This window comes from Polaromonas sp. UBA4122, from assembly GCA_002381615.1.
Classification (GTDB): domain Bacteria; phylum Pseudomonadota; class Gammaproteobacteria; order Burkholderiales; family Burkholderiaceae_C; genus Polaromonas.
In genome coordinates this window covers 34,373-57,737 of the sequence record DFWY01000033.1, presented here as the reverse complement: position 1 = coordinate 57,737, position 23,365 = coordinate 34,373, and the positions used below count along the sequence as shown (strand labels likewise).

The following is a 23,365-nucleotide window of genomic DNA, read 5'->3' as shown; positions in this document are numbered from 1 at the left end:
TCATGAACATCGGTCCCTACGCTTTGACAAACAAGCTGTTTGTCGCGCCCATGGCTGGTGTGACGGATCGGCCGTTCCGCCAGCTGTGCAAAAAGCTGGGGGCGGGTTATGCGGTCAGCGAAATGGTGACTTCGCGTCGCGATTTGTGGGACACCCTGAAGACCTCGCGCCGTGCCAACCATGAAGGCGAAACCGCGCCGATTGCGGTGCAGATTGCCGGCACCGACGCACAAATGATGGCTGAAGCCGCGGCGTATAACGTGGATCGCGGCGCGCAAATCATCGACATCAACATGGGTTGCCCGGCCAAGAAGGTATGCAACAAGTGGGCCGGGTCCGCCCTGATGCAGGACGAGACGCTGGCGCTGCAGATTGTGGAGGCGGTGGTCGCGGCCTGCGCGCCGCACAACGTTCCCGTTACGCTCAAAATGCGCACAGGCTGGGCCCAAGGTCACAAAAATGCGGTGACGATTGCGCGCGCAGCTGAAGGCGCCGGGGTGCAGATGGTCACCGTGCATGGCCGCACGCGTGAGCAGGGTTACAAGGGATTTGCCGAATACGACACGATCGCCGCGGTGAAGGCAGCGCTGCGCATTCCGGTGGTGGCCAACGGCGACATCAACAGCCCCGAAAAGGCCCGTGATGTGCTCGCTTACACCGGTGCCGATGCCGTGATGATTGGCCGCGCGGCGCAGGGACGGCCCTGGATTTTCCGCGAGGTGGCGCATTTCATGGCCACCGGCACGCACCTGGCGCCGCCGCTGGTGGCTGAAGTCAAACGCCTGCTGCTCGATCATTTGCTGGACCACTACGCTCTGTATGGCGAGTACACCGGCGTACGCATGGCGCGCAAGCACATCGGCTGGTATGTGAAGACCTTGCCAGGCGGTGAAGCGTTTCGTTCGCAGATAAACCTGCTAGAAGACTGCGAAGCGCAGCTGCAGGCCGTCGGTGATTTTTTTGAAGGCCTGGGTGAGCGGATGGACCGTATCCCGGCAGACACAGACACAGATACGGAAATGGGGCCGAGAAAAGACAGCCGGGGCGGGCCCGTGCAGGTATGGATGGACAAGGATAAAAATCAGGAGGAAGCTGCTGCATGAGCAAGAAACACATAGAAGAGTGCGTACGCACCAGCCTGGAAGGCTATTTCAAGGACCTGCGCGGGACCGACCCCGATGGCATGTACGACATGATGGTCCGCGTGGTTGAAAAACCCCTGCTGGAAGTGGTCATGGAACATGCCGAGCAAAACCAGTCGCGCGCCGCCGAATGGCTGGGCCTGAACCGCAACACCCTGCGCAAAAAACTGGTTGATCACAAGCTCATCAAATAATTCCATAGCCCGTTCTCTCCACTCGCCGTTCGGGCTTCTTCGAACCTGCAATTTTTTGAAAAGACAAAAATGAACGCAACCCCGCCCGCCGCCCCTGAAATGATTCACATGAATGCATTGATTTCCGTATCCGACAAGACCGGCATCCTCGAATTCGCGCAGGCCCTGCATGCGCTAGGCATCAAGCTGCTTTCCACGGGGGGCACGGCCAAATTGCTGGCGGACGCTGGCCTGCCCGTGACCGAGGTGGCGGAACTCACGGGCTTCCCGGAAATGCTCGATGGCCGCGTCAAAACCCTGCACCCCAAGGTGCACGGCGGGCTGCTGGCACGACGCGACCTGCCCGAGCACATGGCCGCCCTTCAGCGCCACCAGATCGACACCATCGATTTGCTGGTGGTCAATCTCTACCCGTTTGAAGCGACGGTGGCCAAGCCCGGCTGCACGCTGGAAGACGCGATCGAAAACATCGACATCGGCGGCCCGGCCATGGTGCGCTCGGCGGCCAAGAACTGGAAAGATGTGGGCGTGCTGACCGATGCGTCGCAGTACGCAGGAGTACTCGATGAGCTCAAGGCCGACGGCAAGCTGACGGATACGACCAAATTTTCCCTGTCTGTCGCCGCCTTCAACCGCATCAGCCAATACGACGGTGCGATCAGCGACTACCTCTCCAGCATCCAGCCTGACGGCAGTCATGCACAGTTTCCGGGTCAATCCAATGGCCGCTTCATCAAACTGCAAGACCTGCGCTATGGCGAAAACTCGCACCAGCAGGCCGCGTGGTACCGCGACCTGCACCCCGCACCGGGTTCGCTGGTCACGGCCAAGCAGCTGCAGGGCAAAGAGCTGTCTTACAACAACATCGCCGATGCCGACGCAGCCTGGGAGTGCGTCAGGAGCTTTGATCCGAAGCAAGACGGTGCGGCCTGCGTCATCCTCAAACACGCCAACCCCTGCGGTGTGGCCACCGGGGCGGATGCGCTGGAGGCTTACAGCAAGGCCTTCAAAACCGACCCGACATCGGCTTTTGGCGGCATCATTGCCCTGAACTGCCCACTCGACGAGCGCGTAGCGCTACAAATTGCCAAGCAATTTGTGGAAGTGCTGATGGCGCCTGCCTTCACGCCCGAGGCGCTGGAAGTGTTCAAGACCAAGGTCAATGTACGGATTCTGCAGATTGATCTGCCGCCGGGTGGCGACACTGCCTGGAAGCAAGGCCGCAATTTGATGGACATCAAACGCGTGGGCTCGGGCTTGCTGATGCAAACCGCAGACAACCGCGAACTCGCGCTGGCGGACCTGAAAGTGGTCAGTAAATTGCAGCCCACATCAGCCCAGTTGCAAGATATGCTGTTTGCCTGGAAGGTCGCCAAGTACGTCAAGTCCAACGCCATCGTGTTTTGCGCCAATGGCATGACCATGGGCGTGGGCGCAGGGCAGATGAGCCGCCTGGACTCGGCCCGCATTGCCAGCATCAAGGCCCAGCACGCTGGCCTGTCGCTGCAAGGCACGGCGGTGGCCAGTGACGCTTTCTTCCCCTTTCGCGATGGCCTTGACGTGGTGGTGGATGCGGGCGCGACCTGCGTGATCCAGCCGGGCGGCAGCATCCGTGATGACGAAGTGATTGCCGCCGCCAACGAGCGTGAGGTGGTCATGGTGTTGACCGGCGTTCGGCATTTTAGACATTGACGGCAGGTGGGCAGGGTCCGGAGGCATGTTGCATGCTTCCGGACGTTTTCATGATTAAAAACAGTGCCAAACCCTTAGGGGATGGATGCGAGCAGCTATTTAATTTATAGCATTTCACGGCATTCCGGGTGACCCGGGAGCCGGATGCTGGCTGACTGACTGGCGGCTCAGTGATCGGCAAAAAACTGCGCAGCGGCGTCCACCGTGGCTTCAATATCCGCAGCAGAGTGCGCCGAACTGACGAAGCCGGCCTCATAGAGTGCTGGGGCATAGTACACGCCGCGGTCCAGCATGGCATGAAAAAAGCGGTTAAACGCCGCGCTGTCCGTTCGCATGACGGCAGGGTAGTTTTGCGGGAGTTGTTCGAGCAGGAAAAAGCCGAACATACCGCCTTCGCTGTCGCCGCAAAAAGGCACGCCGGCTTTGTTGGCGGCTTGCGTCAGTCCCTCGACCAGGCTGCGCGTGCGCGCGCCTAACGCTTCGTAAAACCCCGGTTTCTGGACTTCGTGCAGGGTGGCCAGACCGCAGGCGGTCGCCACCGGGTTGCCCGACAGCGTACCCGCCTGGTAGACCGCCCCCAAAGGCGCCAGTTGCTCCATCACCGCGCGGGTTCCACCAAAGGCGGCCAGCGGCATGCCGCCACCAATCACCTTGCCCATCACTGTCATGTCGGGCTTGAAGCCGGGAATGCTGTGGGCATAAACGCTTTGCGCGCCGCCGAGGGCCACGCGAAAGCCGGTCATCACTTCGTCAAACACCAGCAGCGCGCCGTACTGGGTGCAGAGCTCGCGGCAGCGTTTCATGAAAGGAACGCTGGCGCGCACAAAATTCATGTTGCCGCAAATCGGCTCAATGATCAGGCAGGCCACCTCGCTGCCATACAGGGCAAAGGCTTCTTCAAGCTGGGCCAAATGGTTGTATTCCAGCACCAGGGTGTGCTGCACCACCTCAGGCGGCACGCCGGCACTGGTCGGGCTGCCGAAAGTGGCCAGGCCCGAGCCGGCTTTCACCAGCAAGGCGTCGGAATGCCCGTGGTAGCAGCCTTCGAACTTGACGATTTTGCTGCGCCCGGTCGCACCGCGCGCCAGCCGGATCGCGCTCATGGCGGCTTCCGTGCCCGAGCTCACCAGCCGCACCATTTCGAGGGAAGGCACCAGACGCACGATTTCTTCGGCCAGTTCCACTTCGCGCTCGGTTGGCGCACCGTAGGAGAACCCTTCGAGCACGGCTTTCTGGACGGCTTCAACCACCGCCGGATGCCCGTGTCCCAGAATCATCGGCCCCCAGGAGCCGATATAGTCGATATAGCGCTGGCCGTCCGCGTCCCAAAAGTAGGCGCCCTGCGCGCGCTGCACAAAGCGCGGCGTGCCGCCCACCGCCTTGAAGGCGCGAACCGGCGAATTGACGCCGCCGGGAATCAGTTTTTTGGCCCGCTCAAACAGGGCGGTGTTTCGGGACATACTAGGGTTTGTAGCGGACTTAATGTTTAGTGGTTCCATTGGGAGGTAGGTCAAAAGGATGATTCAAAGTCAGCGAGGCATCACCGTATGTGTCGCCCGCTTCATCGTCGGATTCTTCAGCGTCGACATCGGTTTGCGCCCAAAACAGGCGGTCAGGCACGATGTTGCCCATGCCGGGGTGAAAACCGGCATCCAGGCTGTGGTCCAGATAGGTCAACGCTTCCGCGGTAGCCGCCTGCAGGTCATGGCCGTTGGCCAGCAAGGCCGTCAGGGCGGCAGACAGCGTTTCCCCTGCGCCGGAAAAAGTGGCCTCAAAGCGCTCGAATTTTTCGCTGTACAGCACGGTTTGCGGCGTGGCCAGCACGTTGTCAATGAACTGATCGGGCAGCGGAATACCGGTGACCAGCGTGTAGGGCACGCCCAGATCGGCGGCGGCCTTGGCAATGTCCCGGGCCGAAGGGCTGCGCTCGCCAGACCAGTCGGGTAGCAACCAGCGCCACAGGCTGCTGTGGTTGCCGACCAATACGGTGGTCTGTGGCAGCATCAACTCGCGAAAGGCATCGAGGTAGCTGTCAATCTCGCTTTCATCCCACCAGGAAAGGCTGGGCATGTAAGCGACAAGCGGTACCTCTGCGTAATCCGATGCGATTTCGGCAATGGTACTTATGTTTTCCGGGCTGCCTACAAAACCCACCTTGATGGCCGAGACCGGCATGTCTTCCAGCGCGTGACGCGCCTGGTCGGTCACGGCTTCTTCGTCAAACGAAAAGTGGTCGAAAATTTCGGCCGTGTCGCGCACGTAGGCACCGGTCACGACAGCCAGCGCGTGCGCACCGGCCGATACGATGGCCGTGATATCAGCGGTCAGGCCGCCCGCGCCGCTCGGGTCGTTGGCATTGAATGTCATGACACATGCCGGTGACGCGTCGCTGGCCTCGACTTGGAGTTGCCGACTTTCCAGTTGAAGGGTATTGGGGTTTGCCATAAGCTGCGATTTTGCCCTGTAAGCGAATAAGCAACGCCGCATCGATACAATTGTTGCATTCTATTCGAAGGCAACTTAAGCTGTGATTCAATCAATGACGTGGATGTGTTTAATTTGTGGGTGGATTTATGACGAAGCTGTTGGTGCGCCCGAACATGGCATTGCCGCGGGGACGCCATGGGCTCAAGTACCCATGAACTGGACCTGTCCGGAATGTGGGGCGCGCAAAGAAGATTTCGAAATGGTTCAGCTATAAGCGTTTGGGCACTTGCCTGAACAGTCGCAGCCCAGCACTACCGCTTCGGGGCCTGCAAAAAGAGGAGCAAAGGCAGTGAGCATTCCCAGTTCCGGATTGAAGGTTTTGGTCATTGATGACAGCAACACCATCAGGCGTAGCGCCGAGATTTTCCTGAAGCAGGGTGGGCATGAAGTATTGCTGGCTGAGGACGGGTTCGATGCCTTGTCAAAGGTCAATGACTATGAGCCCGACCTGATTTTTTGTGACATTTTGATGCCCCGTCTGGACGGTTATCAAACCTGTGCAATTATCAAACGCAATGTGAAATTTTCGAGTGTTCCCATTGTGATGCTGTCCTCCAAGGACGGCGTTTTCGACAAGGCTCGTGGTCGCATGGTGGGTTCACAAGACTACCTGACCAAGCCTTTTACCAAAGACCAACTGCTGCAAACCGTTCAGGCGCTTGGCAGTGCAAAACAAGGATGAGTGTGATGGCAATTAAAAAAATACTGGTAGTTGACGACTCCAAAACCGAATTGATGTTTCTGACCGATCTGCTGGTCAAAAATGGCTATACAGTCAAAACCGCAGAAAATGCGGAAGATGCCTTTCGCCGCCTAGCAGAAGACAAACCTGAACTGATCCTCATGGATGTGGTGATGCCTGGGCAAAACGGCTTTCAGTTAACGCGTGCCATTGCGCGTGACCCTCTTTATTCCGACATCCCCATCGTGATGTGCACCAGCAAAACTCAGGAAACCGACCGGGTATGGGGCATGCGTCAAGGCGCTCGCGACTACATCACCAAGCCTGTGGATGCTGCTGAATTGGTGGCCAAAATCAAAGCCATTGGCTGATTTGCTGGCATAAAACTAAAGCATGGCGAACAGACAAGCTCTCAGGGAGCTACAAACCCGCTTGGCCGAAAGGTTGCAGATTGCGCGGACGCAAGGCGTTGCCGCGTCCTGGTTGGCCGTGGAGGCCGGTGAAAGGAAATACCTGTTTCCCCTGAGCCAGTCCGGTGAAATTTTTCCGTGGGTCAGCGCGCAGCCGGTCCCATATACCCAAGCCTGGTTCGTCGGCGTTGCCAATTTGCGGGGCGGTTTGTTTGGTATCGTTGACTTGGCAAGTTACGTTAGCGGCCAGGCCCCCACACTGAAAAATGAACTCGCTTACTCAGACTCAAGGCTCGTCGCGCTCAATAGCGCGCTCGATGTTAATTGCGCCTTGTTGATCGACAAGCTGGCTGGGCTGCGAAAACAGGACGCGTTTAGCGACTTTTCAGAAAAAGCGCCCGATGCACCCGAATTTTTTGGTCATCAGTATGTTGACCTCAACGGCGCAACCTGGCAGGAAATTAACCTTCAGTTGCTTGCTCAACAAGCTCGTTTTTTGACGATAGGCGCCTAGCGCACCCTGTCCCCCGTTTCTCCCGGAAGGCTCACCATGTCTGTTATTGAAAATATCCACAAGCAATTTGAAACCAAGTTTGTCCAGCCTGAAGACAGCATGGATATGGCATCCTTAGGCATGCCGGGTGATCCCCTGGATACCGGTGCCATGGATGAAGCATCTCTCAACACCGCAGCCATCCGTCAGAGGGACGCCAAGGAGGACTCTCTTGCGCCAAGCCGCATGGCGACCGCTGAAGAAGGTGCGCCGATTGAAAGTCCCGACCTGCTGACGCTTCCCTTGCTCGGCCGCCGAACCCTCGATCGGCACATCGTCATTTTGGTGACTTTGCTGGCTTTGGCGGTGGTGGTACTGGGTACGGTGACCTTTCTGGCACTGAATCAGGCGCACAAAGTGGCTCAGCAGTTGGAGGCAACCGGTCAGTCCCTGATGCAGTCGCAGCGACTGGCGAAATCGGTATCGCAGGCCCTGGTGGGCAGCGCCCAGGCCTTCCCCGAGGTGCGCGAAAGCGCTGATGTACTGGCCAAATCCGTGCGAGGCCTGAAGGTCGGCGAGGCCAGTTTGAACCTGGTCCCGGTTAGCGACAAATTGCAGCCCGATGTGGAAAAGGTCACCCCCTTCATGGAGCGGGCCGAGAAAAATGCAAAAACAGTTATGGGTCAGCAAAACATCCTGACACAGGTGGGTAACGCTTTGCGCACCATTAACCGCCAATCTTCGGATTTGCTGGAAATTGCAGAAACCGTGTCGTCGCTCAAGCTCCAGCAAAATGCGGCACCGGCAGAAATTTCAGCGGCTGGCCAGCTGGTGATGTTGACTCAGCGCATTGGTAAGTCTGCCAACGAGTTCCTGACCATGGAAGGCGTGAGCCCCGAGGCGGTGTTTCTGCTGGGTAAGGACTTGAACTCGTTCAAGGAGATTGCGCAAGGCCTGCAGGACGGCAGCGCTGAGTTGCGCTTGAGCGGTTCCAAAGACCCCCAGACCCGCGAGCGACTGGATGCCCTGATGGCGCTTTATGAGCAAACGCGGGTGCAGGCTGGTGCCATTTTGGGCAACTTGCAGGGTCTGGTTTCGGCCCGCGAAGCCCAGTCTTCGATCATTGCGGACAGCGAGCCTCTGCGCCGTGGTCTTGAGGATTTGCAGGGTAAGCTTTCTGCCCAGGCTGGCCTGAGCGCGGCTGCGCTGACGACCTTGGTGGTGGCGGCAGCTTTCGCGCTGCTTTGCGCGGCCGGCTTGGCCCGCTTGCAGGTTCTGGAAAGCCGGCAACGCCAGGGTATTGCTGAAAGTCAGCGGCTGGAAGCCAAAGGCCAGGAGCATGACGCCAAGCGCGTTAACGACGCCAACCAAGCCGCCATTTTGCGTTTGATGAACGAGTTGCAGGCAGTGGCTGAGGGTGACCTAACGCAGGAAGCGACCGTGACCGAGGATATTACCGGCGCTATTGCCGACTCGGTGAACTACACGGTGGAGGAGTTGCGCCAGCTGGTGGGTAACGTGCAAAGTACGGTTACACGGGTGGCGCAGACGACGGCGCAGGTGGAGAGCACCTCCACGGAGCTGTTGGCAGCGTCTACCGAGCAACTGCGAGAGATTCGCGAAACCGGCCAGTCGGTGCTCGACATGGCTTCTCGAATCAACGAAGTGTCTACCCAGGCGCAGGAATCTTCTCAAGTGGCGCGTCAGTCGCTGACAGCCGCTGAATCTGGCCTGCAGGCTGTGCAGAATGCCATCGGTGGTATGAACTTCATCCGTGACCAGATTCAGGATACCTCCAAACGGATTAAACGACTGGGTGAATCATCGCAAGAGATTGGGGAGATTACCGAGCTGATTTCCGACATTACCGAGCAGACCAACGTTTTGGCTCTTAACGCTGCCATTCAGGCGGCGTCGGCCGGTGAAGCCGGACGAGGCTTCTCGGTGGTTGCGGAGGAGGTGCAGCGACTGGCTGAACGTTCCGCAGATGCAACGCGCCAGATTTCGGCCCTGGTGAAAGCGATTCAGACCGATACCCAGGACGCGGTAGCTGCTATGGAACGGTCCACCCATGGGGTGGTCGAAGGGGCCAAGCTGTCCGATAACGCCGGTACGGCGCTGACCGAAATTGACCAGGTGTCGCGGCGCCTTGCGGATCTGATTGAGCAGATTTCCAGTACTGCATCCAGGGAAGCTGCATCGGCCAACGTGGTGGCAGGCAACATCCAGCACATTTTTGCAGTGACGGAGCAGACGGGAGAAGGTACTCGTTCCACGGCGCAGCAGGTGCGTGATCTTTCACGCATGGCGGAAGAACTGCGTCAGTCGGTGTCCCGATTCAAGATCGCCTGATGCCCATCTGTTATGCGCTGACAGCTGACTGCTGACTGTGAACCCCGATTTCTGAACCGGCCCGTTATCTATGCAATCCAAGGTCCCGAATTCAAAAGCTGCTGAGATCAATCTCACCGTCAACGATCTTGGTCCGCTGGCTTGGGTGCTTGACGAGCTGCGCAAGTCGCTGGATGGCGCCGCGAAGGCGCTCAAGCGCTTTGTGCGGGAGGCCGAGGTGGCACGCGGCTCCGATCTCGCAGCGCTTGACGCCAGTCAGTTGCGAATTGCGCGTCAGCAGTTACACCAGGCTGTGGGTGCGCTGGAGATGGTGGGGCTGGCAGGACCTGCACGGGTGCTGCGGGCCATGGAGGCCGCGGTGCAAAAGTTTGTGCAGCAACCCGAGCAATGCAGCCAGGAGGCAGCCGCCAAAATCGAGCGTGCCAGCTTTGCACTGACTGAATATCTGGAAGGTGTGCTTGCGGACAAGCCGGTTTCTGCGGTTTCCCTGTTTCCGCAGTACCGTGATATCCAGGAGCTGGTACGTGCTGACCGCATTCACCCGGCCGACCTGTGGCCGTTTGAGTGGCGCTGGCTGGAGCCTGAGTTGGCGGCGACCGCCGAACCCCGGAATTACGACGACAGTGCACGGGCGGCGATGGACCAGTCGGTGCTGCAGCTCATGAGGGGTAAGGCGCCGCAGGCTGCACAGAATCTCAAGGAATTGAGCCTTGGATTTTCAGCGAGACAAGCCGATCGCCAGCCCAGGATTTTCTGGAAGATTGCGGCAGCCTACTTTGAAGCCATCGCGCACGATCTGCTGAGCGCCGATATTTATGTAAGGCGCGCTGCATCCAGGATCCTGTTGCAGTATGCCTCGCTTGCCAAAGGTGATCCCGCGATATCAGACCGCCTTGCGCAGGACCTGCTCTTTTTCTGCGCTCAGGCAGTCTCAAGCCGGGCCAGTGATACGCCCATCCTGTCGGCTGTCCGTTCGACCTACGGACTCACACGGTTTAAACCGGTCGATTACGAGATGGTGCAGTTTGGCCGCTTCGATCCAGCCCTGTTGGCTCAGGCACGCAAGCGGATCACTTCCGCCAAGGAAATCTGGTCTTCCCTTTCTGCGGGAGACGTCAGCAAGTTCATATCGGTGGTCGACCAATTCAGCCTGGTGACTGATTCCCTGCTCAAACTCCATCCGCCCAGCGAGCCACTTGCGCAAGCCTTGACCCGTGCGATTGACTCCACGGTCCGCACCGCCCAAGCCCCCAGAATTGAGTTGGCGATGGAAGTTGCGACAGCGGTGCTCTATCTTGAAGCGGCCTTCGATGACTTGGACCCCAACGATCCGCAACTGACGGTACGCACCGCAAATCTGGCGGAGCGTCTGGAGCGGGTTAGGACGGGTGGTGAGCCTCAGCCGCTGGAAGGCTGGATGGAAGAGCTGTATCGCCGGGTCAGTGATAAACAGACCATGGGTAGTGTGGTCGGTGAATTGCGCGTGTCACTGGGCGAACTCGAAAATTCGCTGGACGTGTTTTTTCGCAACCCGCAGGACAAGACGGCCTTGCAGGCAGTGCCTGGGCAGCTTTCACAGATGCGTGGTGTATTGTCGGTGCTCGGGCTCGATCAGGCAGCCCATGCTGTTTTACGCATGAAAGCCAGCGTCGAGCAAATGCTCGTTAGCGAAATTGACGAGCAAGGGGCACGAGCCACCGGGACATTTGATCACCTTGGTAACAACCTGGGTGCCCTGAGTTTCCTGATCGACATGCTAAATTACCAGCCTGTACTGGCGAAAAAGCTGTTTGTCTATGACGAAGAAAAAGGTGAACTCAAGCCCCTGATGGGTCGTACGCAAAACGCAGCCAGTGCTGCTTCGGCCGTGACGGTGAACAGCGATTTGCTGTCACAGGAAGTTATCTCCGTGGTGCGGGAAGCGGGTGTCGGCAAGCCGGACGAAAATCTCACCGAGAGACTGGATGCGTTGGCGACTCATGCTGAACTTGCTGAGCAGTCCGCCCTTGCCCAGACCGCCCATGATGCGGCGGTGGCCGTTTCTGCGAACAATGCTGAAGCCACAGCCAATGCACTGACGACCTTGGCATCCAAGGTCGTGCAGGCGCCAGCCAGCCAGGCAGCCTCGGCGGATTTCGAAGAAGATGACTTGCGCGATATTTTCCTTGAGGAAGCACGTGAAGTCGTTGGCAATGCCCTGGAAGCCATTGCGGCACTGGCGAGCGACCCGGGCGATGGAGCGCAACTGACGGTATTGCGGCGTGCTTTTCACACGCTCAAAGGCAGTTCGCGAATGGTCGGACTCAGCGAATTTGGCGAAGCAGCCTGGTCGCTTGAGCAAATGCTCAATAGCTGGCTGGCTGATCAAAAAACCGCCACTATTGAATTTAGGGCCTTGTCCTTTGAGGTCCTGGCCGGTTTCACAAACTGGATTGCCGATATCGCTGCGAATCAGGGTGACCCATGGTCAGCGTCCCCCTTCCGCAGCAGTGCAGATGCCATGCGTACCCAAGGGCGCTACAGCGCCTTGAACCTGTCTGCAAAAGCCAGTGAACCGAGCGTTCCCTCCCCCGCTATGGAAGTCGCTGCTGCAGACGCGCTTGAGCTGCCGGAACTTCAACCGGAGTCCGGGGCACCTGACAATACAAGCGCTAACCTGCCTGCTAACGTAGCCGTTGAACCCGTCTTTGAGTTTGATATCGTTTTTGATACCGACCTTGCTGCAGCGGCGCCGGCCGGTACACCTGCTGAGCAGGTCGCCACGTCCGTCATGGATATGGAAGGCATTGATTTCGACAGCCTGTTCGCGCTTTCCGCTGACAGCAGTGTCTCACCCATGCTTGCTGATCCTGCGGTGGCAGACCAGCCCCAGGGCTTGTCTGAAGAGCCGGAGCCTGGGGAAGCGATTGAATTGTCGGCGGCAGATTTTGACAGGCACTTCCAGATCCGGGCTGCAGCGCCCGACCAAGCCGCGCCTGTCACGGACGAAGTTTCACCCGCTACCGAGCGGGAGCGAGTTGCCGCTTTGTACGAGCCGGTAGAGACGCTTGAATTCACTTATTCGCAAATCGAAGAAGCTGCGACGGTCCTGAACGTCGCCGAGCTTGGCGATGTTCCTGATGGCGCTCTGCCGGTTGACGGCAATGGAGATGAGAAAATCAAGGTTATTGGTGCCTTGCGCATAGGCATCCCTCTTTACAACGTCTATTTGAACGAGGCCGATGAATGGTCGCGTCGACTGGTGACCGAAGTTTCCGAATGGGCGATTGAACGCCACCAGCCGGTCAGTGATTCGACGGTGGCACTCGCTCATTCCCTGGCGGGCAGTTCTGCAACCGTCGGGTTCGTTGCCTTGTCTGAAATGGCGCGCGCGCTGGAGCATGCCCTGCAGCAATCCCGGGCTCATCACAGCGATGGCGCTGCTAAATATGGTCAGATATTTGTTGATGCGGCGGAAGACATACGCCGTTTGCTGCACCAGTTTGCTGCCGGGTTTCTCAAGGAGCCTGATGTCGGCATTCTTGACCGCTTGAAGCAGCTTGACTTCTTCGACCCAGTTCTGCCGCCAGCGAGCGAGTTTGCTGATCTCGATTTTTCTGCCGAGCCATTGCAGGCGGACGATGCCAGCGCAGAACCCGTGTATCTGCACGAGCCTGAAATGGTGGAGGCCAAGGTGGTGGAGGTGCCAGCACCTGCCGCGGTCGTTGCGCCGTCCGTGCGGCTGGTATCGCCTGCACCTGTTGCCGTTCCGGCTGATGCCATCGCGACATTCGGCGAAGAAGGCGATGAGGATATCGATGCGGTCGACGCGATCGACCCTCAGCTGTTTCCGATTTTCGAAGAAGAAGGCGCGGAGCTGATGCCTCAGTTGGGCGGTGCACTGCGGCAGTGGTCTGCGCGACCTGACAATCAGGGCGCCCGCATGGAAGTACTGCGTGCGCTGCACACGCTCAAAGGCAGTGCCCGTCTGGCCGGGGCCCTGCGGCTCGGTGAGATGGCTCACCGGATTGAATCAGAAATCGAGCATCTCGGTTCAGAAGCCGCAGCAACCCAGGAATTTGAACCTCTATTGACTCGTTTTGACGCGATGCAAGCCGCTTTTGAAGGCTTGCGTCAGGCCGATGCTGCAGGCGCTGCTGCACCTGCAGTCCCTGCTACCGCCGTCTCTGTTGTATCGCCCGCTTTGGAGGTTCAGGAACCTTTGGCTGATGGGGCCGCTGCCAGTGACACCAGTTCCAGAAAACTGGCGATTCCGGCGCCGCAAGCCATGGTCATGCAGCCATTGCGGCAGGCTGCCTCTGCCTCCGTTCGCGTGCGATCCCAGCTGCTTGACCGCATGGTCAACCAGGCCGGCGAGGTCATGATCACGCGCTCCCGTCTGGAAGCCGAACTCGCTCAGCTGCGCGGCTCCCTCAACGATATGAACGGTAACTTGAACCGTTTACGCCAACAATTGCGTGATATTGAGCTGCAGGCTGAAACACAGATGCAGTCGCGCTTGGCCCAAGCCAAGGAAGCCCAGGCCGGGTTTGATCCGCTCGAGTTTGACCGCTTCACCCGCGTGCAGGAATTGACCCGCATGATGGCCGAATCGGTGAACGACGTGGCGACCGTGCAGCGCACCTTGCAGCGCACGGTGGAAGCCACCGAGGACGATCTGATTGCCCAGGCCCGTCAGACCCGTGAATTGCAACGCGACCTGCTGCGCACGCGCATGGTGGAGTTTGAAGGCATTTCTGAGCGTCTGTACCGCGTTGTGCGGCAGGCTTCCAAGGAAGCGGGCAAACAAGTGCGGCTGGATTTGCTGGGCGGTACCATCGAAATGGACCGCGGCATGCTGGACCGCATGACACCCGCTTTCGAGCACTTGCTGCGTAATTGCGTGGCCCACGGTATTGAAAGCTCTCAAAGTCGTACTGAATCTGGCAAAGACCCGGTCGGACTCATCACCGTCCACCTTCGCCAGGAAGGTAACGACGTGTCGGTGGACTTCAGCGATGATGGCGCCGGCCTGGACCTGCGGCGCATCCGCGAAAAAGCCTTGAGCCTCGGGCTGGTTACAGCAGACCAGTCGCTGGATGACCAGGAGGCTGCCCGCCTGATTTTTATGCCGGGCTTTACAACGGCCGCGCAAGTGACCGAACTCGCAGGACGTGGTATCGGCATGGATGTGGTCCGCACTGAAGTCAATGCACTGGGCGGCCGGATTGAAACCTCTACCGTGTCCGGAAAGGGCACACACTTCAAACTGGTGCTGCCACTGACCACTGCAGTGACGCACGTGGTGATGATTCGCTCAGGCAGTCTGACAGTAGGTGTGCCTGCCAACGTGGTGGAGACCGTGCGGCGCGCCTCCAGCAAGGAGTTGCAGCAAGCTTACAACACCGGCACGATTGAAGTCACTGGCGAGGCCGTACCTTTCTTCTGGTCGGGCGCCTTGCTGCAGGCCTCGCATCACAGCAGCGTAGCGCAGGCCAAGACCACGCCGGTCGTGATTTTCAGAAGCGCTGCCCAGCGGATCGCATTGCACGTCGATGAAGTGCTGGGCAACCGCGAGGTGGTGGTTAAAAACCTGGGCCCGCAATTGTCGCGGCTGCCGGGTCTGGCGGGCATGTCTGTGCTCGCTTCGGGTGCGGCGGTGCTGATTTACAACCCGGTGGCGCTGGCTGCCGTCTATGGTCAGCAGGCGCGTGCCTGGAGCGCGGACCAGGCCGAACCGCATGTGCTGGAAGAGTCGGGCGCCAGCAACGCGAAGGGAGCGGCGCCTGTGCAGGCTGTGCCGCAAATTCCCCTGATACTGGTGGTGGACGATTCGATCACTGTCAGGCGCGTCACGCAGCGCCTGTTGCAGCGCGAAGGCTACCGTGTGTCCATGGCGGCCGACGGCCTGCAGGCGCTGGAGCGCTTGCAGGAAGAACGGCCTGCGGTGGTGTTGTCAGATATTGAAATGCCGCGCATGGACGGCTTTGATCTGACGCGCAACATCCGGGCCGATGTGCGCCTGAGCCATCTGCCCATCATCATGATCACTTCGCGGATTGCCGAGAAGCACCGCGAGCATGCCAAGGAGCTGGGCGTTGACCACTATCTGGGTAAACCTTACTCGGAAGACGAGTTGATGAGCCTGGTGCGGCGTTACTGTGCCGTGGAAATCCCTGTTTCAGCATAAAAAGTGCCTCCAGCCCATATGGGATGGGCATAAATAGCTATTAAAAACATAGCAAATCAGACGGTTACTTTTTTCACCGCCGCGTAGCGCCGCAGTGTCAGCGCACGCGCCACGTCGTGCTGCACGATGGGCATCGGGTAGTTTTTTCCCAGTTCCACACCTGCGGCGCTGAGCTCCACCGGTTTGGTCAGCCAGGGGCTGTGCAAGGCGGAGGCGGGCAGTTTTTCCAGTACCGCCAAGTAGTTGCGGATGAACTTGCCTTCCGCGTCAAATTTTTTGCTCTGGCTGACCGGATTGAAAATGCGGAAATAAGGTTGCGCATCGCAACCGGTGCTGGCCGCCCACTGCCAACCGCCATTGTTGGCCGATAAGTCAAAATCGTTGAGCTTTTCGGCGAAGTAACGCTCACCCCAGCGCCAGTCGAGTCCCAGGTCTTTCACCAGAAAGCTGGCGCTCACCATGCGCAAGCGGTTATGCATGTAGCCCGTCTGGTTGATTTGAGCCATCGCTGCATCCACCAGCGGGTAGCCTGTCCGCCCCTCGCACCACGCCTGGAAAAGCGCTTGGGCTTTCTCGCCTTCTTCCCACGCAATCGCGTCATATTCGGGCTTGAACGCGCTGGCTGCCGCATGGGAGAAATTGCTCAAAATCTGAGCATAAAAATCGCGCCAGATCAGTTCGCTGAGCCAGGTGGCTGCGCCCTCGCTTCCGTATTGTTGCTGTTCCAGCGCGCTTGAGGCCATCTTCCTGATCGACACCGTGCCAAATCGCAGGTGCACGCCGAGGTAGCTCGGGCCTTTTACCGCCGGGAAGTTGCGCGTGTCTTTGTAGTTCACCATGCGGCCCAGAAAATCAGCAAAAAGCGCGGCCCCGCCCTGGCTGCCGGTGGGAATTTTTAGTGCAGCCAGGTTGGTTTTTTCAAACCCCAAAGCGTCCAGTGTCGGCGCAATGCGCTGCTCGTCAGCTGGCCTTGCCGCCAGCGCTCCGGCGTACCGCTTCACTGGATAGGGTTTGAGGTAAAAGCTGTCAACTTTCTTCAACCAGGCATTTTTGTAGGGCGTGAACACGCTGTAGGGTTTGCCGGTCAGGTTAAGCACCTCGGTGCGCTCAAAAATAACATGGTCCTTGAAGCTGTGATAAGCCACGCCTTTGTTTTCCAGCAAGGCTTGTACGCCGGCGTCGCGTGCCAGGGCCTGAGGCTCGTCATCGTGGTTGGTAAATACCGCATCTACAGAAAGCCGCGCAGCGAGCATCGGTAGAGTATTGCTGGCCCTGTCGTGCCGCACCAGCAGGCCGGCATGCGATGTGCCGTTTTCCAGGGCGAGCCGCTGTAGTTGCTCGTTGAGGTCGACCAGCGACTCCCGGATGAATTCCACGCGGCGGTCGGCTCTAGGCAGTGCGTCCAGAATGTCCCGGTCAAATACGAACACGCAAAACACCTGCTGGCATGATTTGAGTGCGTGGTACAGCGCGGCATTGTCATCAACCCGCAAATCCCGTCTGAACCACATCAGGCCGGTGTGATATTTTTTTTGCATGAGGCTGATGGTAGCGAAAAGGTCCCGGTACGGCTTTGCGAAGAGCTTTCAGGGTAGAACTGGTTTTTAAGACCGGCACCGAAGGCCGTCCACGCGTAAAATCAAAACATGGCCATGGATTCCGGACTGATTAACCTGACGCACCACTTCCTCATCGCCATGCCTGGGCTGGCTGATGAAGCGTTTTCCAAAAGCGTGGTCTACATGTGCGAGCACAGCGAGCGCGGGGCCTTGGGCCTGGTTATCAACAAGCCCAGCGACATCACTCTCAAGAGCCTGTTTGACAAGGTCGAGCTGCCGCTGCATCGCAACGACCTCACTGAAGCACCGGTTTTTCAGGGCGGCCCGGTGCAAACCGAGCGTGGTTTTGTGCTCCACGAATCCATGATGCCCGGTCACGAATCGGTGTACGCCTCGACCATGACGATTCCGGGTGGCCTGGAAATGACCACGTCCAGAGATGTGCTGGAAGCGCTGTCTACCGGCGCTGGCCCCCGCAAAGTGTTTGTCTCGCTCGGTTACTCCGCTTGGGGTGAAGGTCAACTGGAATCGGAAATATCGGATAACAGCTGGCTTACAGTGCCTGCTGATTTGACGGTGCTTTTTGACACGCCGGTGGAGCAGCGCTACGACAAGGCCCTCATGCTGCTGGGCCTGCAGATCTGGATGTTGTCTCCCGTGGCTGGTCACGCATGAGCCTGACAGCCATGCCTGTGCAGGCCGCTGGGCTCCAAACCTTTCTGGCTTTCGACTTCGGTCTCAAACGTACCGGTGTTGCGACCGGCAATGTGCTGACCCGCACCGCCACACCGCAAGCGACCATCGCAGCAGAAGGCGTTGCCCGTTTTCCGGTGATTGAAGCCAGAATCAAGGAATGGCAGCCCGATGCGCTGGTCGTCGGCATTCCGTTTCACCCCGACGGTGCGAGCCACGACAATACCGTGCGTGCGCAAAAATTTGCCCGTCAGCTGCGCGGACGCTATGGTCTTCAGGTGTTTGAGGTCGATGAGCGCTACAGCACGACCGAGGCATTGACTGGCGGCGCTAAGGATGCCGACGCAGCGTCCGCCTGCATCATTCTGGAGCAGTTTTTAAGGAGTCTTCCATGAGCAGCTTGATATTGGACGCCGAGGCGCTGTACAGCGAGTTGCTGCGCGGCATGCGGCTGCTATTGGCCTCTTACGACCAGCCGCCGCGGCTGGTGGGAGTCGCGTCGGGAGGCGCCTGGCTGGTACAGCGCTTGCAAAAGGACCTGGGTTTGGCCGAAGAAGTCGGCATTCTTTCTTCCTCCATGCACCGTGACGATTTCTCGCAGCGCGGCCTGGCTTCGAGCGGGAAAACCCTGCTGCCCTTTGATGTGAACGGCGCGCACCTGATTGTGGTCGACGATGTGCTCTACACCGGCCGCACCCTAAGGGCGGTGCTCAATGAACTGTTTGACTATGGGCGGCCAGCCAGCGTCAAGCTGGTGGCACTGGTAGACCGGGGAGGGCGGGAGTTGCCCGTACAACCCGATCTTGCAGTGGCGCGAGTGACCTTGCCCGCCTCGCAGACGCTTGAGCTGGCACGCGCGGAAGACGGCCAGTTCAGCTTTCAGGTTCAGGACCGGTAACCCCCAAGCCGAATCGCCAAGCGATAACCCAGAGCAGAAATTCAGAGCGGAAGAGGAGCCTAAAACGTGTTGTACCGACGAAACCCACAACTCAATAAAAACGGTGAGCTGATTCATTTACTCTCGACAGAAGGTCTGCCCAAGGCGACCCTGACGCAGATTCTGGATACCGCCGCCAACTTTGTCAGCGTGAGCAGCCGCGAGGTAAAAAAGGTCCCGTTACTGCGCGGAAAGAGCGTTTTCAACCTGTTTTTTGAAAACTCCACTCGCACCCGTACGACGTTTGAAATTGCCGCCACACGCCTGTCGGCAGACGTCATCAACCTCGACATTGCACGTTCCTCGGCCTCCAAGGGGGAGTCGCTGCTGGACACCATTGCCAACCTGAGCGCAATGGCCGCTGACCTGTTTGTGGTGCGCCACAGCGAATCGGGTGCGCCTTACCTGATCGCCCAGCATGTGGCACCGCATGTGCATGTGATCAATGCCGGTGATGGGCGGCACGCGCACCCCACGCAAGGTTTGCTGGACATGTACACCATCCGTCATTACAAGAAGGACTTCAGCAACCTCACGGTCGCCATCGTGGGCGACGTGCTGCATTCGCGCGTGGCGCGCTCCGACATCCATGCGCTCACGACGTTGGGTTGCGCGGAGGTGCGTGTGGTCGGTCCCAAGACCCTGGTGCCTGCTGACATGGCGCAGATGGGCGTGCGCGTCTGCAACACGCTGGAAGAGGGCATCAAGGGCGCCGACGTAGTCATCATGCTCAGGCTGCAAAACGAGCGTATGTCGGGTGCGCTGCTGCCCAGCAGCCAGGAGTTTTTCAAGAGCTTTGGCCTGACCAACGAGAAGCTGCAGCTGGCCAAGCCGGACGCCATCGTCATGCACCCAGGCCCCATCAACCGGGGTGTGGAAATCGATTCGGCGGTGGTTGATGGTGCGCAGAGCGTCATCTTGCCGCAGGTTACCTTCGGCATCGCAGTGCGTATGGCCGTCATGAGCATCGTTGCCGGGAATGAAGCATGACTGTGGCCCCCACGCTTTTCACTTCGTGTAATGCGCTGCCCCCCAAGGGGGCTGGCCTTGCTTGGGGCGGCCCGGCGCGGCGGCCTTTTTCCGGAAAAATCAAATGAAACTCCTCATCAAGAATGGCCGGGTCATTGACCCTGCTTCCCATCTGGACGAAGTGGGCGATGTCGCCATTGCTGCAGGCCGCATTGTGTCGCTGAAAGGCGCCGCCGCCGATTTCGTGCCCAACAAAACCATAGACGCCAGGGGCTGTATCGTGGCACCGGGCCTGATCGACCTGTCGGCGCGGCTGCGCGAGCCCGGCTACGAACATGAAGGCATGCTGGAAAGCGAGTTGGCTGCTGCGGTTGCAGGCGGCGTGACCAGTCTGGTGTGCCCGCCGGATACCGATCCGGTCCTCGATGAACCCGGTCTGGTTGAAATGGTCAAGTTCCGCGCAGAAAAGCTGCACCAGTCGCGTGTGTTCCCGTTGGGTGCGTTAACGCGCGCCTTGAAAGGTGAAGCGCTGACCGAGATGGTTGAGTTGACCGAGGCTGGCTGTGTGGGCTTTAGCCAAGCCGAAGTGCCGCTGGCCAACACCCAGGTGCTGATGCGTGCGCTGCAGTACGCCGCCACTTTTGGCTACACCGTCTGGCTGCGCCCGCAGGAGATGCACCTCGGCCAGGGCGTGGCCGCCAGCGGTGCACTGGCCACGCGCCTGGGCCTCAGCGGCGTGTCCGTGGCCGCCGAAACCATTGCCCTCCACACGATTTTTGAACTGGTCCGCGCCACCGGTGCACGGGTACACCTGTGCCGTATCAGCAGTGCCGAAGGGGTTGCGCTGGTCGGCAGGGCCAAAGCAGAGGGGCTGGGCGTGACCTGCGACGTGAGCATCAACAATCTGCATTTGACCGATGTAGACATCGGCTACTTCGACAGCCGCATGCGGCTGAACCCGCCCCTTCGCCAGCAACGCGACCGGGACGCCATTCGTTTGGGGCTCGCAGACGGCACGATTGATGCGCTGGTGTCTGATCACACGCCGGTCGACGAGGATGCCAAAACGCTGCCGTTTGCCGAGGCTGAGCCGGGTGCTACCGGCCTGGAACTTCTGCTGGGCTTGGCCTGCAAGTGGGGCAGTGACAGTCAAGCCGGTATGCTGCGGGCACTCGCGGTGTTGACGAGCGAACCCGCGCGCGTGCTGGGTGATGCACTGGGCACCCTGCAGGCCAGCGCGGGTCGGCTGGTCAAGGGCGGGGTCGCCGACATCTGCGTGTTTGATCCGGACAGTAGCTGGATGGTTGAGCCGGCTGTCTTGCGCAGTCAAGGCAAGCACACGCCCTTTTCTGGCCACCAGCTTTCTGCGCGTGTGCGCTGGACGGTGGTGGGCGGCCAGGTGGCCTACGAAGCCTCGCATTAAAGCACCGGCTGCACCATGAGGCTGCTGGGCATTTCCTGGAAGTTGTTGCGGGCCATGGTGCATGCAGGACACGGTTTTTGGACGATCAAAATCCTTTTTCCGAGGCTTGAACAGGCCGACAGGGACGCACGGGTTCACGCATGGTCGGGTCAAATGTTGCGCATCGTGGGTATCGAGCTGGTGGTGAACGGCATACCGCCCGCTGGGGGGCCCGTGTTGCTGGTGTCCAACCATATTTCGTGGCTGGATATTTTGGTGATCCACGCGTCACGCCATTGCCGGTTTGTTTCCAAATCCGATATCAGGGGGTGGCCCGTAGTCAGTACGCTGGCCGGTGGTGCTGGCACCTTGTATATCGAGCGTGAGTCGCGGCGCGATGCGCATCGGGTGGTGGTGCAAATGGCAGAGCGCCTGCGGGAGGGTGACATTCTGGCGGTGTTTCCCGAAGGCACGACCGGCGACGGTATCACGCTCAAGCCCTTTCATGCCAACCTGATCCAGGCCGCCATTGAGGCGTCTGTACCGGTACAGCCGATGGCACTCAAATTCATCGATGCAGCCAGCGGTGCGACGAGTTTTGCACCCAGCTATGTGGGCGACGAAACCCTGATGGGATCGATTTGGCGGACCCTTGCTGCGCACGGGCTGAAGACCGTCGTGACTTTTGGGGAGCCCCAGGTGCCGCAGGGGCAATCCAGGCGCGTATGGGCGCATTCGCTGCGCGAAGAGATTGAGCGCTTAAGACAAGTTTAGCGCGACAGGTTTAGCGCTGCAGGGTAGTTCTCGGCGCGTCGGGCCTCGCGCGGGACGGTCACGACATGATAGACCTCTGAGCGTATGCCACTCCACCCACCCAGTGCGCGGTCATGATGGGATGGCACATCGTCCTTATGTGTATTTACTAGCGCGCACCGCTTTGTCCGAGCGGGTTGTCCATATGATGAAAGCCGCCCGTCTGATCGGTGCGCTGGGCCTATCTGGTGCGCTTCAGCGCGGTTGCCCTGCAAACCATTCAGAGCGTTTACTGGGGACCTGTTTTTAGTGCATCTGCATTCCAAGATCCTGCAGTTCCCCCTTCTGTAGGCATGAGCCTACGCATATTAAATGCGCGGGACTACTGCCACCGCAATGGATGGAAAGTAAGGTGTAGTCATTCGTAAAGGTGCTTGTGACGGTTGCCAAAAACTGTGCAAGTTGCAAGCGGATCCATCAACATCTTCAGGAAGAAACTATGAACCAAGATCGTGTAGAGGGTAACTGGCTTCAGTTCAAGGGCAAGATTAAGGAGCAGTGGGGTAAGCTGACCGATGACGACCTGGATGTCATCGCTGGCAAGCGGGATCAACTGCTGGGCAGTATCCAGAAGCGCCACGGCATCAGCAAGGAAGAAGCCGAAAAGCAGGTCAGCGCATGGCAGGAACGCAATCCCACCAATTTCTTTGAGCGCTACTGAGCCCGGCAGGGAACTCTGATTTTCATTTTTTCAATTTCTTCATTTAATTAAAAAACGCACCAAAGGATTCACCATGAAAACCAAATTGCTAATGCTTACTGTGGCCATGTCTTGTGTTTTTGCGGGCAATGCCATGGCATTGACCAAAGATGAATACAAAGCCCAGAAAACCCAAATCTCGGTCGACTACAAGGTCAACCGTGACAAATGTACGGCTTTGAAGGCTAATGCCAAAGACATCTGCGTGTCAGAAGCAAAGGGCACAGAAAAAGTGGCCAAGGCCGAGCTGGAGGCCCAGTACAAGCCCAGTTCCAGAAATGATCAGAAAGTCAGCGTCGCCAAAGCGGACGCGGCCTACAGCACCGCCAAGCAAAAATGCGATGACCTCTCCGGTAATAGCAAGGATGTCTGCGTCAAGGACGCTAAGGCTGCTCACGTAAAGGCCAAGGCGGACGCCAAAGTGACCAAGGCCAGTGTGGATACCAGCAAAACCAAAGCCGAAACAATGACCGATGTGAAGAAAGATACCAACACCGAGAAGCGTGAAGCCGACTACAGTGCGGCCAAAGAGCGTTGCAACAGCCTGGCGGGCACCGCCAAAGACACTTGCTTGAGCGATGCCAAGAGCAAATACGACATGAAGTAACAGGAGCAGGTCCGTCCGTCACTGCGGTGGGCGGGATAGTGCCTCACCTCACTGAAGAAAAATC

20 protein-coding genes are annotated in these 23,365 nt (G+C 58.8%); 17 read left to right on the top strand and 3 right to left on the bottom strand.

Going from position 1 to position 23,365, the window contains the following annotated elements:
* Positions 1-2 precede the first annotated feature (2 nt).
* The 3 genes from dusB (at position 3) to purH (ending at position 3,028) form a co-directional block, all read left to right on the top strand.
* Positions 3-1,103, top strand: coding sequence for a tRNA dihydrouridine synthase DusB (dusB, locus tag B3F77_RS04680; RefSeq protein ID WP_293603833.1), 1,101 nt, complete (start codon positions 3-5; stop codon positions 1,101-1,103).
* Positions 1,100-1,336 carry a Fis family transcriptional regulator gene (locus B3F77_RS04675; RefSeq protein WP_293603832.1) on the top strand — a complete coding sequence of 79 codons (237 nt, stop codon included), beginning with the start codon at positions 1,100-1,102 and terminating at the stop codon, positions 1,334-1,336. The genes dusB and B3F77_RS04675 overlap by 4 nt, the downstream gene beginning before the upstream one ends.
* A 102-nt stretch (positions 1,337-1,438) precedes the next feature.
* The gene (gene purH / locus B3F77_RS04670; RefSeq protein ID WP_293603918.1) at positions 1,439-3,028 is read left to right on the top strand and encodes a bifunctional phosphoribosylaminoimidazolecarboxamide formyltransferase/IMP cyclohydrolase; all 1,590 of its coding nucleotides are present in this window, start codon (positions 1,439-1,441) and stop codon (positions 3,026-3,028) included.
* 167 nt (positions 3,029-3,195) lie between these two features.
* On the opposite strand, the gene hemL is transcribed toward purH, so the two are convergent.
* Both hemL and thiD read right to left on the bottom strand, forming a co-directional pair.
* Positions 3,196-4,527, bottom strand: a complete 1,332-nt coding sequence (gene hemL / locus B3F77_RS04665) for a glutamate-1-semialdehyde 2,1-aminomutase (protein ID WP_293603831.1) — start codon at positions 4,525-4,527, stop codon at positions 3,196-3,198.
* Positions 4,508-5,473, bottom strand: coding sequence for a bifunctional hydroxymethylpyrimidine kinase/phosphomethylpyrimidine kinase (thiD, locus tag B3F77_RS04660; RefSeq protein ID WP_293603830.1), 966 nt, complete (start codon positions 5,471-5,473; stop codon positions 4,508-4,510). Before thiD ends, hemL begins: the two co-directional genes overlap by 20 nt.
* Before the next feature lie 82 nt (positions 5,474-5,555).
* On the opposite strand from thiD, the gene B3F77_RS04655 reads away from it, so the two are divergent.
* The 6 genes from B3F77_RS04655 to B3F77_RS04630 all read left to right on the top strand — a co-directional run bounded on the left by B3F77_RS04655 (position 5,556) and on the right by B3F77_RS04630 (position 15,621).
* Positions 5,556-5,729: a rubredoxin gene (locus tag B3F77_RS04655; RefSeq protein WP_293603829.1), complete on the top strand. Its 174-nt coding sequence runs from the start codon at positions 5,556-5,558 to the stop codon at positions 5,727-5,729.
* Between the two features lie 75 nt (positions 5,730-5,804).
* The gene (locus B3F77_RS04650) at positions 5,805-6,197 is read left to right on the top strand and encodes a response regulator (RefSeq protein WP_293603917.1); all 393 of its coding nucleotides are present in this window, start codon (positions 5,805-5,807) and stop codon (positions 6,195-6,197) included.
* Positions 6,198-6,202: 5 nt separating this feature from the next.
* Positions 6,203-6,568: a response regulator transcription factor gene (locus tag B3F77_RS04645; RefSeq protein WP_293603828.1), complete on the top strand. Its 366-nt coding sequence runs from the start codon at positions 6,203-6,205 to the stop codon at positions 6,566-6,568.
* A gap of 22 nt (positions 6,569-6,590) precedes the next feature.
* The gene (locus tag B3F77_RS04640; RefSeq protein ID WP_293603827.1) at positions 6,591-7,121 is read left to right on the top strand and encodes a chemotaxis protein CheW; all 531 of its coding nucleotides are present in this window, start codon (positions 6,591-6,593) and stop codon (positions 7,119-7,121) included.
* A 225-nt stretch (positions 7,122-7,346) separates the two neighbouring features.
* Positions 7,347-9,452 (top strand): methyl-accepting chemotaxis protein, encoded by a 2,106-nt coding sequence (locus B3F77_RS04635; protein WP_414702960.1) that lies wholly within the window; start codon positions 7,347-7,349, stop codon positions 9,450-9,452.
* A gap of 70 nt (positions 9,453-9,522) precedes the next feature.
* Positions 9,523-15,621: an Hpt domain-containing protein gene (locus B3F77_RS04630; RefSeq protein ID WP_293603825.1), complete on the top strand. Its 6,099-nt coding sequence runs from the start codon at positions 9,523-9,525 to the stop codon at positions 15,619-15,621.
* A gap of 56 nt (positions 15,622-15,677) precedes the next feature.
* On the opposite strand, the gene B3F77_RS04625 is transcribed toward B3F77_RS04630, so the two are convergent.
* Entirely contained in the window at positions 15,678-17,159 is a 1,482-nt protein-coding gene (locus B3F77_RS04625) for a cryptochrome/photolyase family protein (RefSeq protein ID WP_293603824.1), read from the bottom strand.
* A gap of 108 nt (positions 17,160-17,267) precedes the next feature.
* On the opposite strand from B3F77_RS04625, the gene B3F77_RS04620 reads away from it, so the two are divergent.
* The 8 genes from B3F77_RS04620 to B3F77_RS04585 all read left to right on the top strand — a co-directional run bounded on the left by B3F77_RS04620 (position 17,268) and on the right by B3F77_RS04585 (position 23,301).
* Positions 17,268-17,855 carry a YqgE/AlgH family protein gene (locus B3F77_RS04620; RefSeq protein WP_293603823.1) on the top strand — a complete coding sequence of 196 codons (588 nt, stop codon included), beginning with the start codon at positions 17,268-17,270 and terminating at the stop codon, positions 17,853-17,855.
* Complete coding sequence (ruvX, locus tag B3F77_RS04615) at positions 17,852-18,268, top strand: Holliday junction resolvase RuvX (protein WP_293603822.1); 417 nt, start codon at positions 17,852-17,854, stop codon at positions 18,266-18,268. The genes B3F77_RS04620 and ruvX overlap by 4 nt, the downstream gene beginning before the upstream one ends.
* Positions 18,265-18,771 (top strand): bifunctional pyr operon transcriptional regulator/uracil phosphoribosyltransferase PyrR, encoded by a 507-nt coding sequence (gene pyrR, locus B3F77_RS04610; RefSeq protein WP_293603821.1) that lies wholly within the window; start codon positions 18,265-18,267, stop codon positions 18,769-18,771. The genes ruvX and pyrR overlap by 4 nt, the downstream gene beginning before the upstream one ends.
* Positions 18,772-18,837: 66 nt before the next feature.
* On the top strand, positions 18,838-19,800 hold the full coding sequence (locus tag B3F77_RS04605) for an aspartate carbamoyltransferase catalytic subunit (RefSeq protein ID WP_293603820.1): 963 nt from the start codon (positions 18,838-18,840) through the stop codon (positions 19,798-19,800).
* 103 nt (positions 19,801-19,903) lie between these two features.
* Positions 19,904-21,202, top strand: a complete 1,299-nt coding sequence (locus B3F77_RS04600; protein WP_293603819.1) for a dihydroorotase — start codon at positions 19,904-19,906, stop codon at positions 21,200-21,202.
* A 15-nt stretch (positions 21,203-21,217) separates the two neighbouring features.
* Positions 21,218-21,955, top strand: coding sequence for a lysophospholipid acyltransferase family protein (locus B3F77_RS04595; RefSeq protein WP_293603818.1), 738 nt, complete (start codon positions 21,218-21,220; stop codon positions 21,953-21,955).
* Between the two features lie 478 nt (positions 21,956-22,433).
* Entirely contained in the window at positions 22,434-22,655 is a 222-nt protein-coding gene (locus tag B3F77_RS04590) for a CsbD family protein (protein ID WP_293603817.1), read from the top strand.
* A gap of 73 nt (positions 22,656-22,728) precedes the next feature.
* Positions 22,729-23,301, top strand: a complete 573-nt coding sequence (locus B3F77_RS04585; RefSeq protein ID WP_293603816.1) for a hypothetical protein — start codon at positions 22,729-22,731, stop codon at positions 23,299-23,301.
* The last annotated feature ends 64 nt before the right edge of the window (positions 23,302-23,365 follow it).

Coding starts and splice junctions, on each gene's coding strand:
- dusB (WP_293603833.1), top strand. CDS start 3: ATGAACATCGGTCCCTACGCTTTGACAAACAAGCTGTTTGTCGCGCCC.
- B3F77_RS04675 (WP_293603832.1), top strand. CDS start 1,100: ATGAGCAAGAAACACATAGAAGAGTGCGTACGCACCAGCCTGGAAGGC.
- hemL (WP_293603831.1), bottom strand. CDS start 4,527: ATGGAACCACTAAACATTAAGTCCGCTACAAACCCTAGTATGTCCCGA.
- thiD (WP_293603830.1), bottom strand. CDS start 5,473: ATGGCAAACCCCAATACCCTTCAACTGGAAAGTCGGCAACTCCAAGTC.
- B3F77_RS04645 (WP_293603828.1), top strand. CDS start 6,203: ATGGCAATTAAAAAAATACTGGTAGTTGACGACTCCAAAACCGAATTG.
- B3F77_RS04640 (WP_293603827.1), top strand. CDS start 6,591: ATGGCGAACAGACAAGCTCTCAGGGAGCTACAAACCCGCTTGGCCGAA.
- B3F77_RS04635 (WP_414702960.1), top strand. CDS start 7,347: ATGGCGACCGCTGAAGAAGGTGCGCCGATTGAAAGTCCCGACCTGCTG.
- B3F77_RS04630 (WP_293603825.1), top strand. CDS start 9,523: ATGCAATCCAAGGTCCCGAATTCAAAAGCTGCTGAGATCAATCTCACC.
- B3F77_RS04625 (WP_293603824.1), bottom strand. CDS start 17,159: ATGCAAAAAAAATATCACACCGGCCTGATGTGGTTCAGACGGGATTTG.
- B3F77_RS04620 (WP_293603823.1), top strand. CDS start 17,268: ATGGCCATGGATTCCGGACTGATTAACCTGACGCACCACTTCCTCATC.
- ruvX (WP_293603822.1), top strand. CDS start 17,852: ATGAGCCTGACAGCCATGCCTGTGCAGGCCGCTGGGCTCCAAACCTTT.
- pyrR (WP_293603821.1), top strand. CDS start 18,265: ATGAGCAGCTTGATATTGGACGCCGAGGCGCTGTACAGCGAGTTGCTG.
- B3F77_RS04600 (WP_293603819.1), top strand. CDS start 19,904: ATGAAACTCCTCATCAAGAATGGCCGGGTCATTGACCCTGCTTCCCAT.
- B3F77_RS04595 (WP_293603818.1), top strand. CDS start 21,218: ATGAGGCTGCTGGGCATTTCCTGGAAGTTGTTGCGGGCCATGGTGCAT.
- B3F77_RS04590 (WP_293603817.1), top strand. CDS start 22,434: ATGAACCAAGATCGTGTAGAGGGTAACTGGCTTCAGTTCAAGGGCAAG.
- B3F77_RS04585 (WP_293603816.1), top strand. CDS start 22,729: ATGAAAACCAAATTGCTAATGCTTACTGTGGCCATGTCTTGTGTTTTT.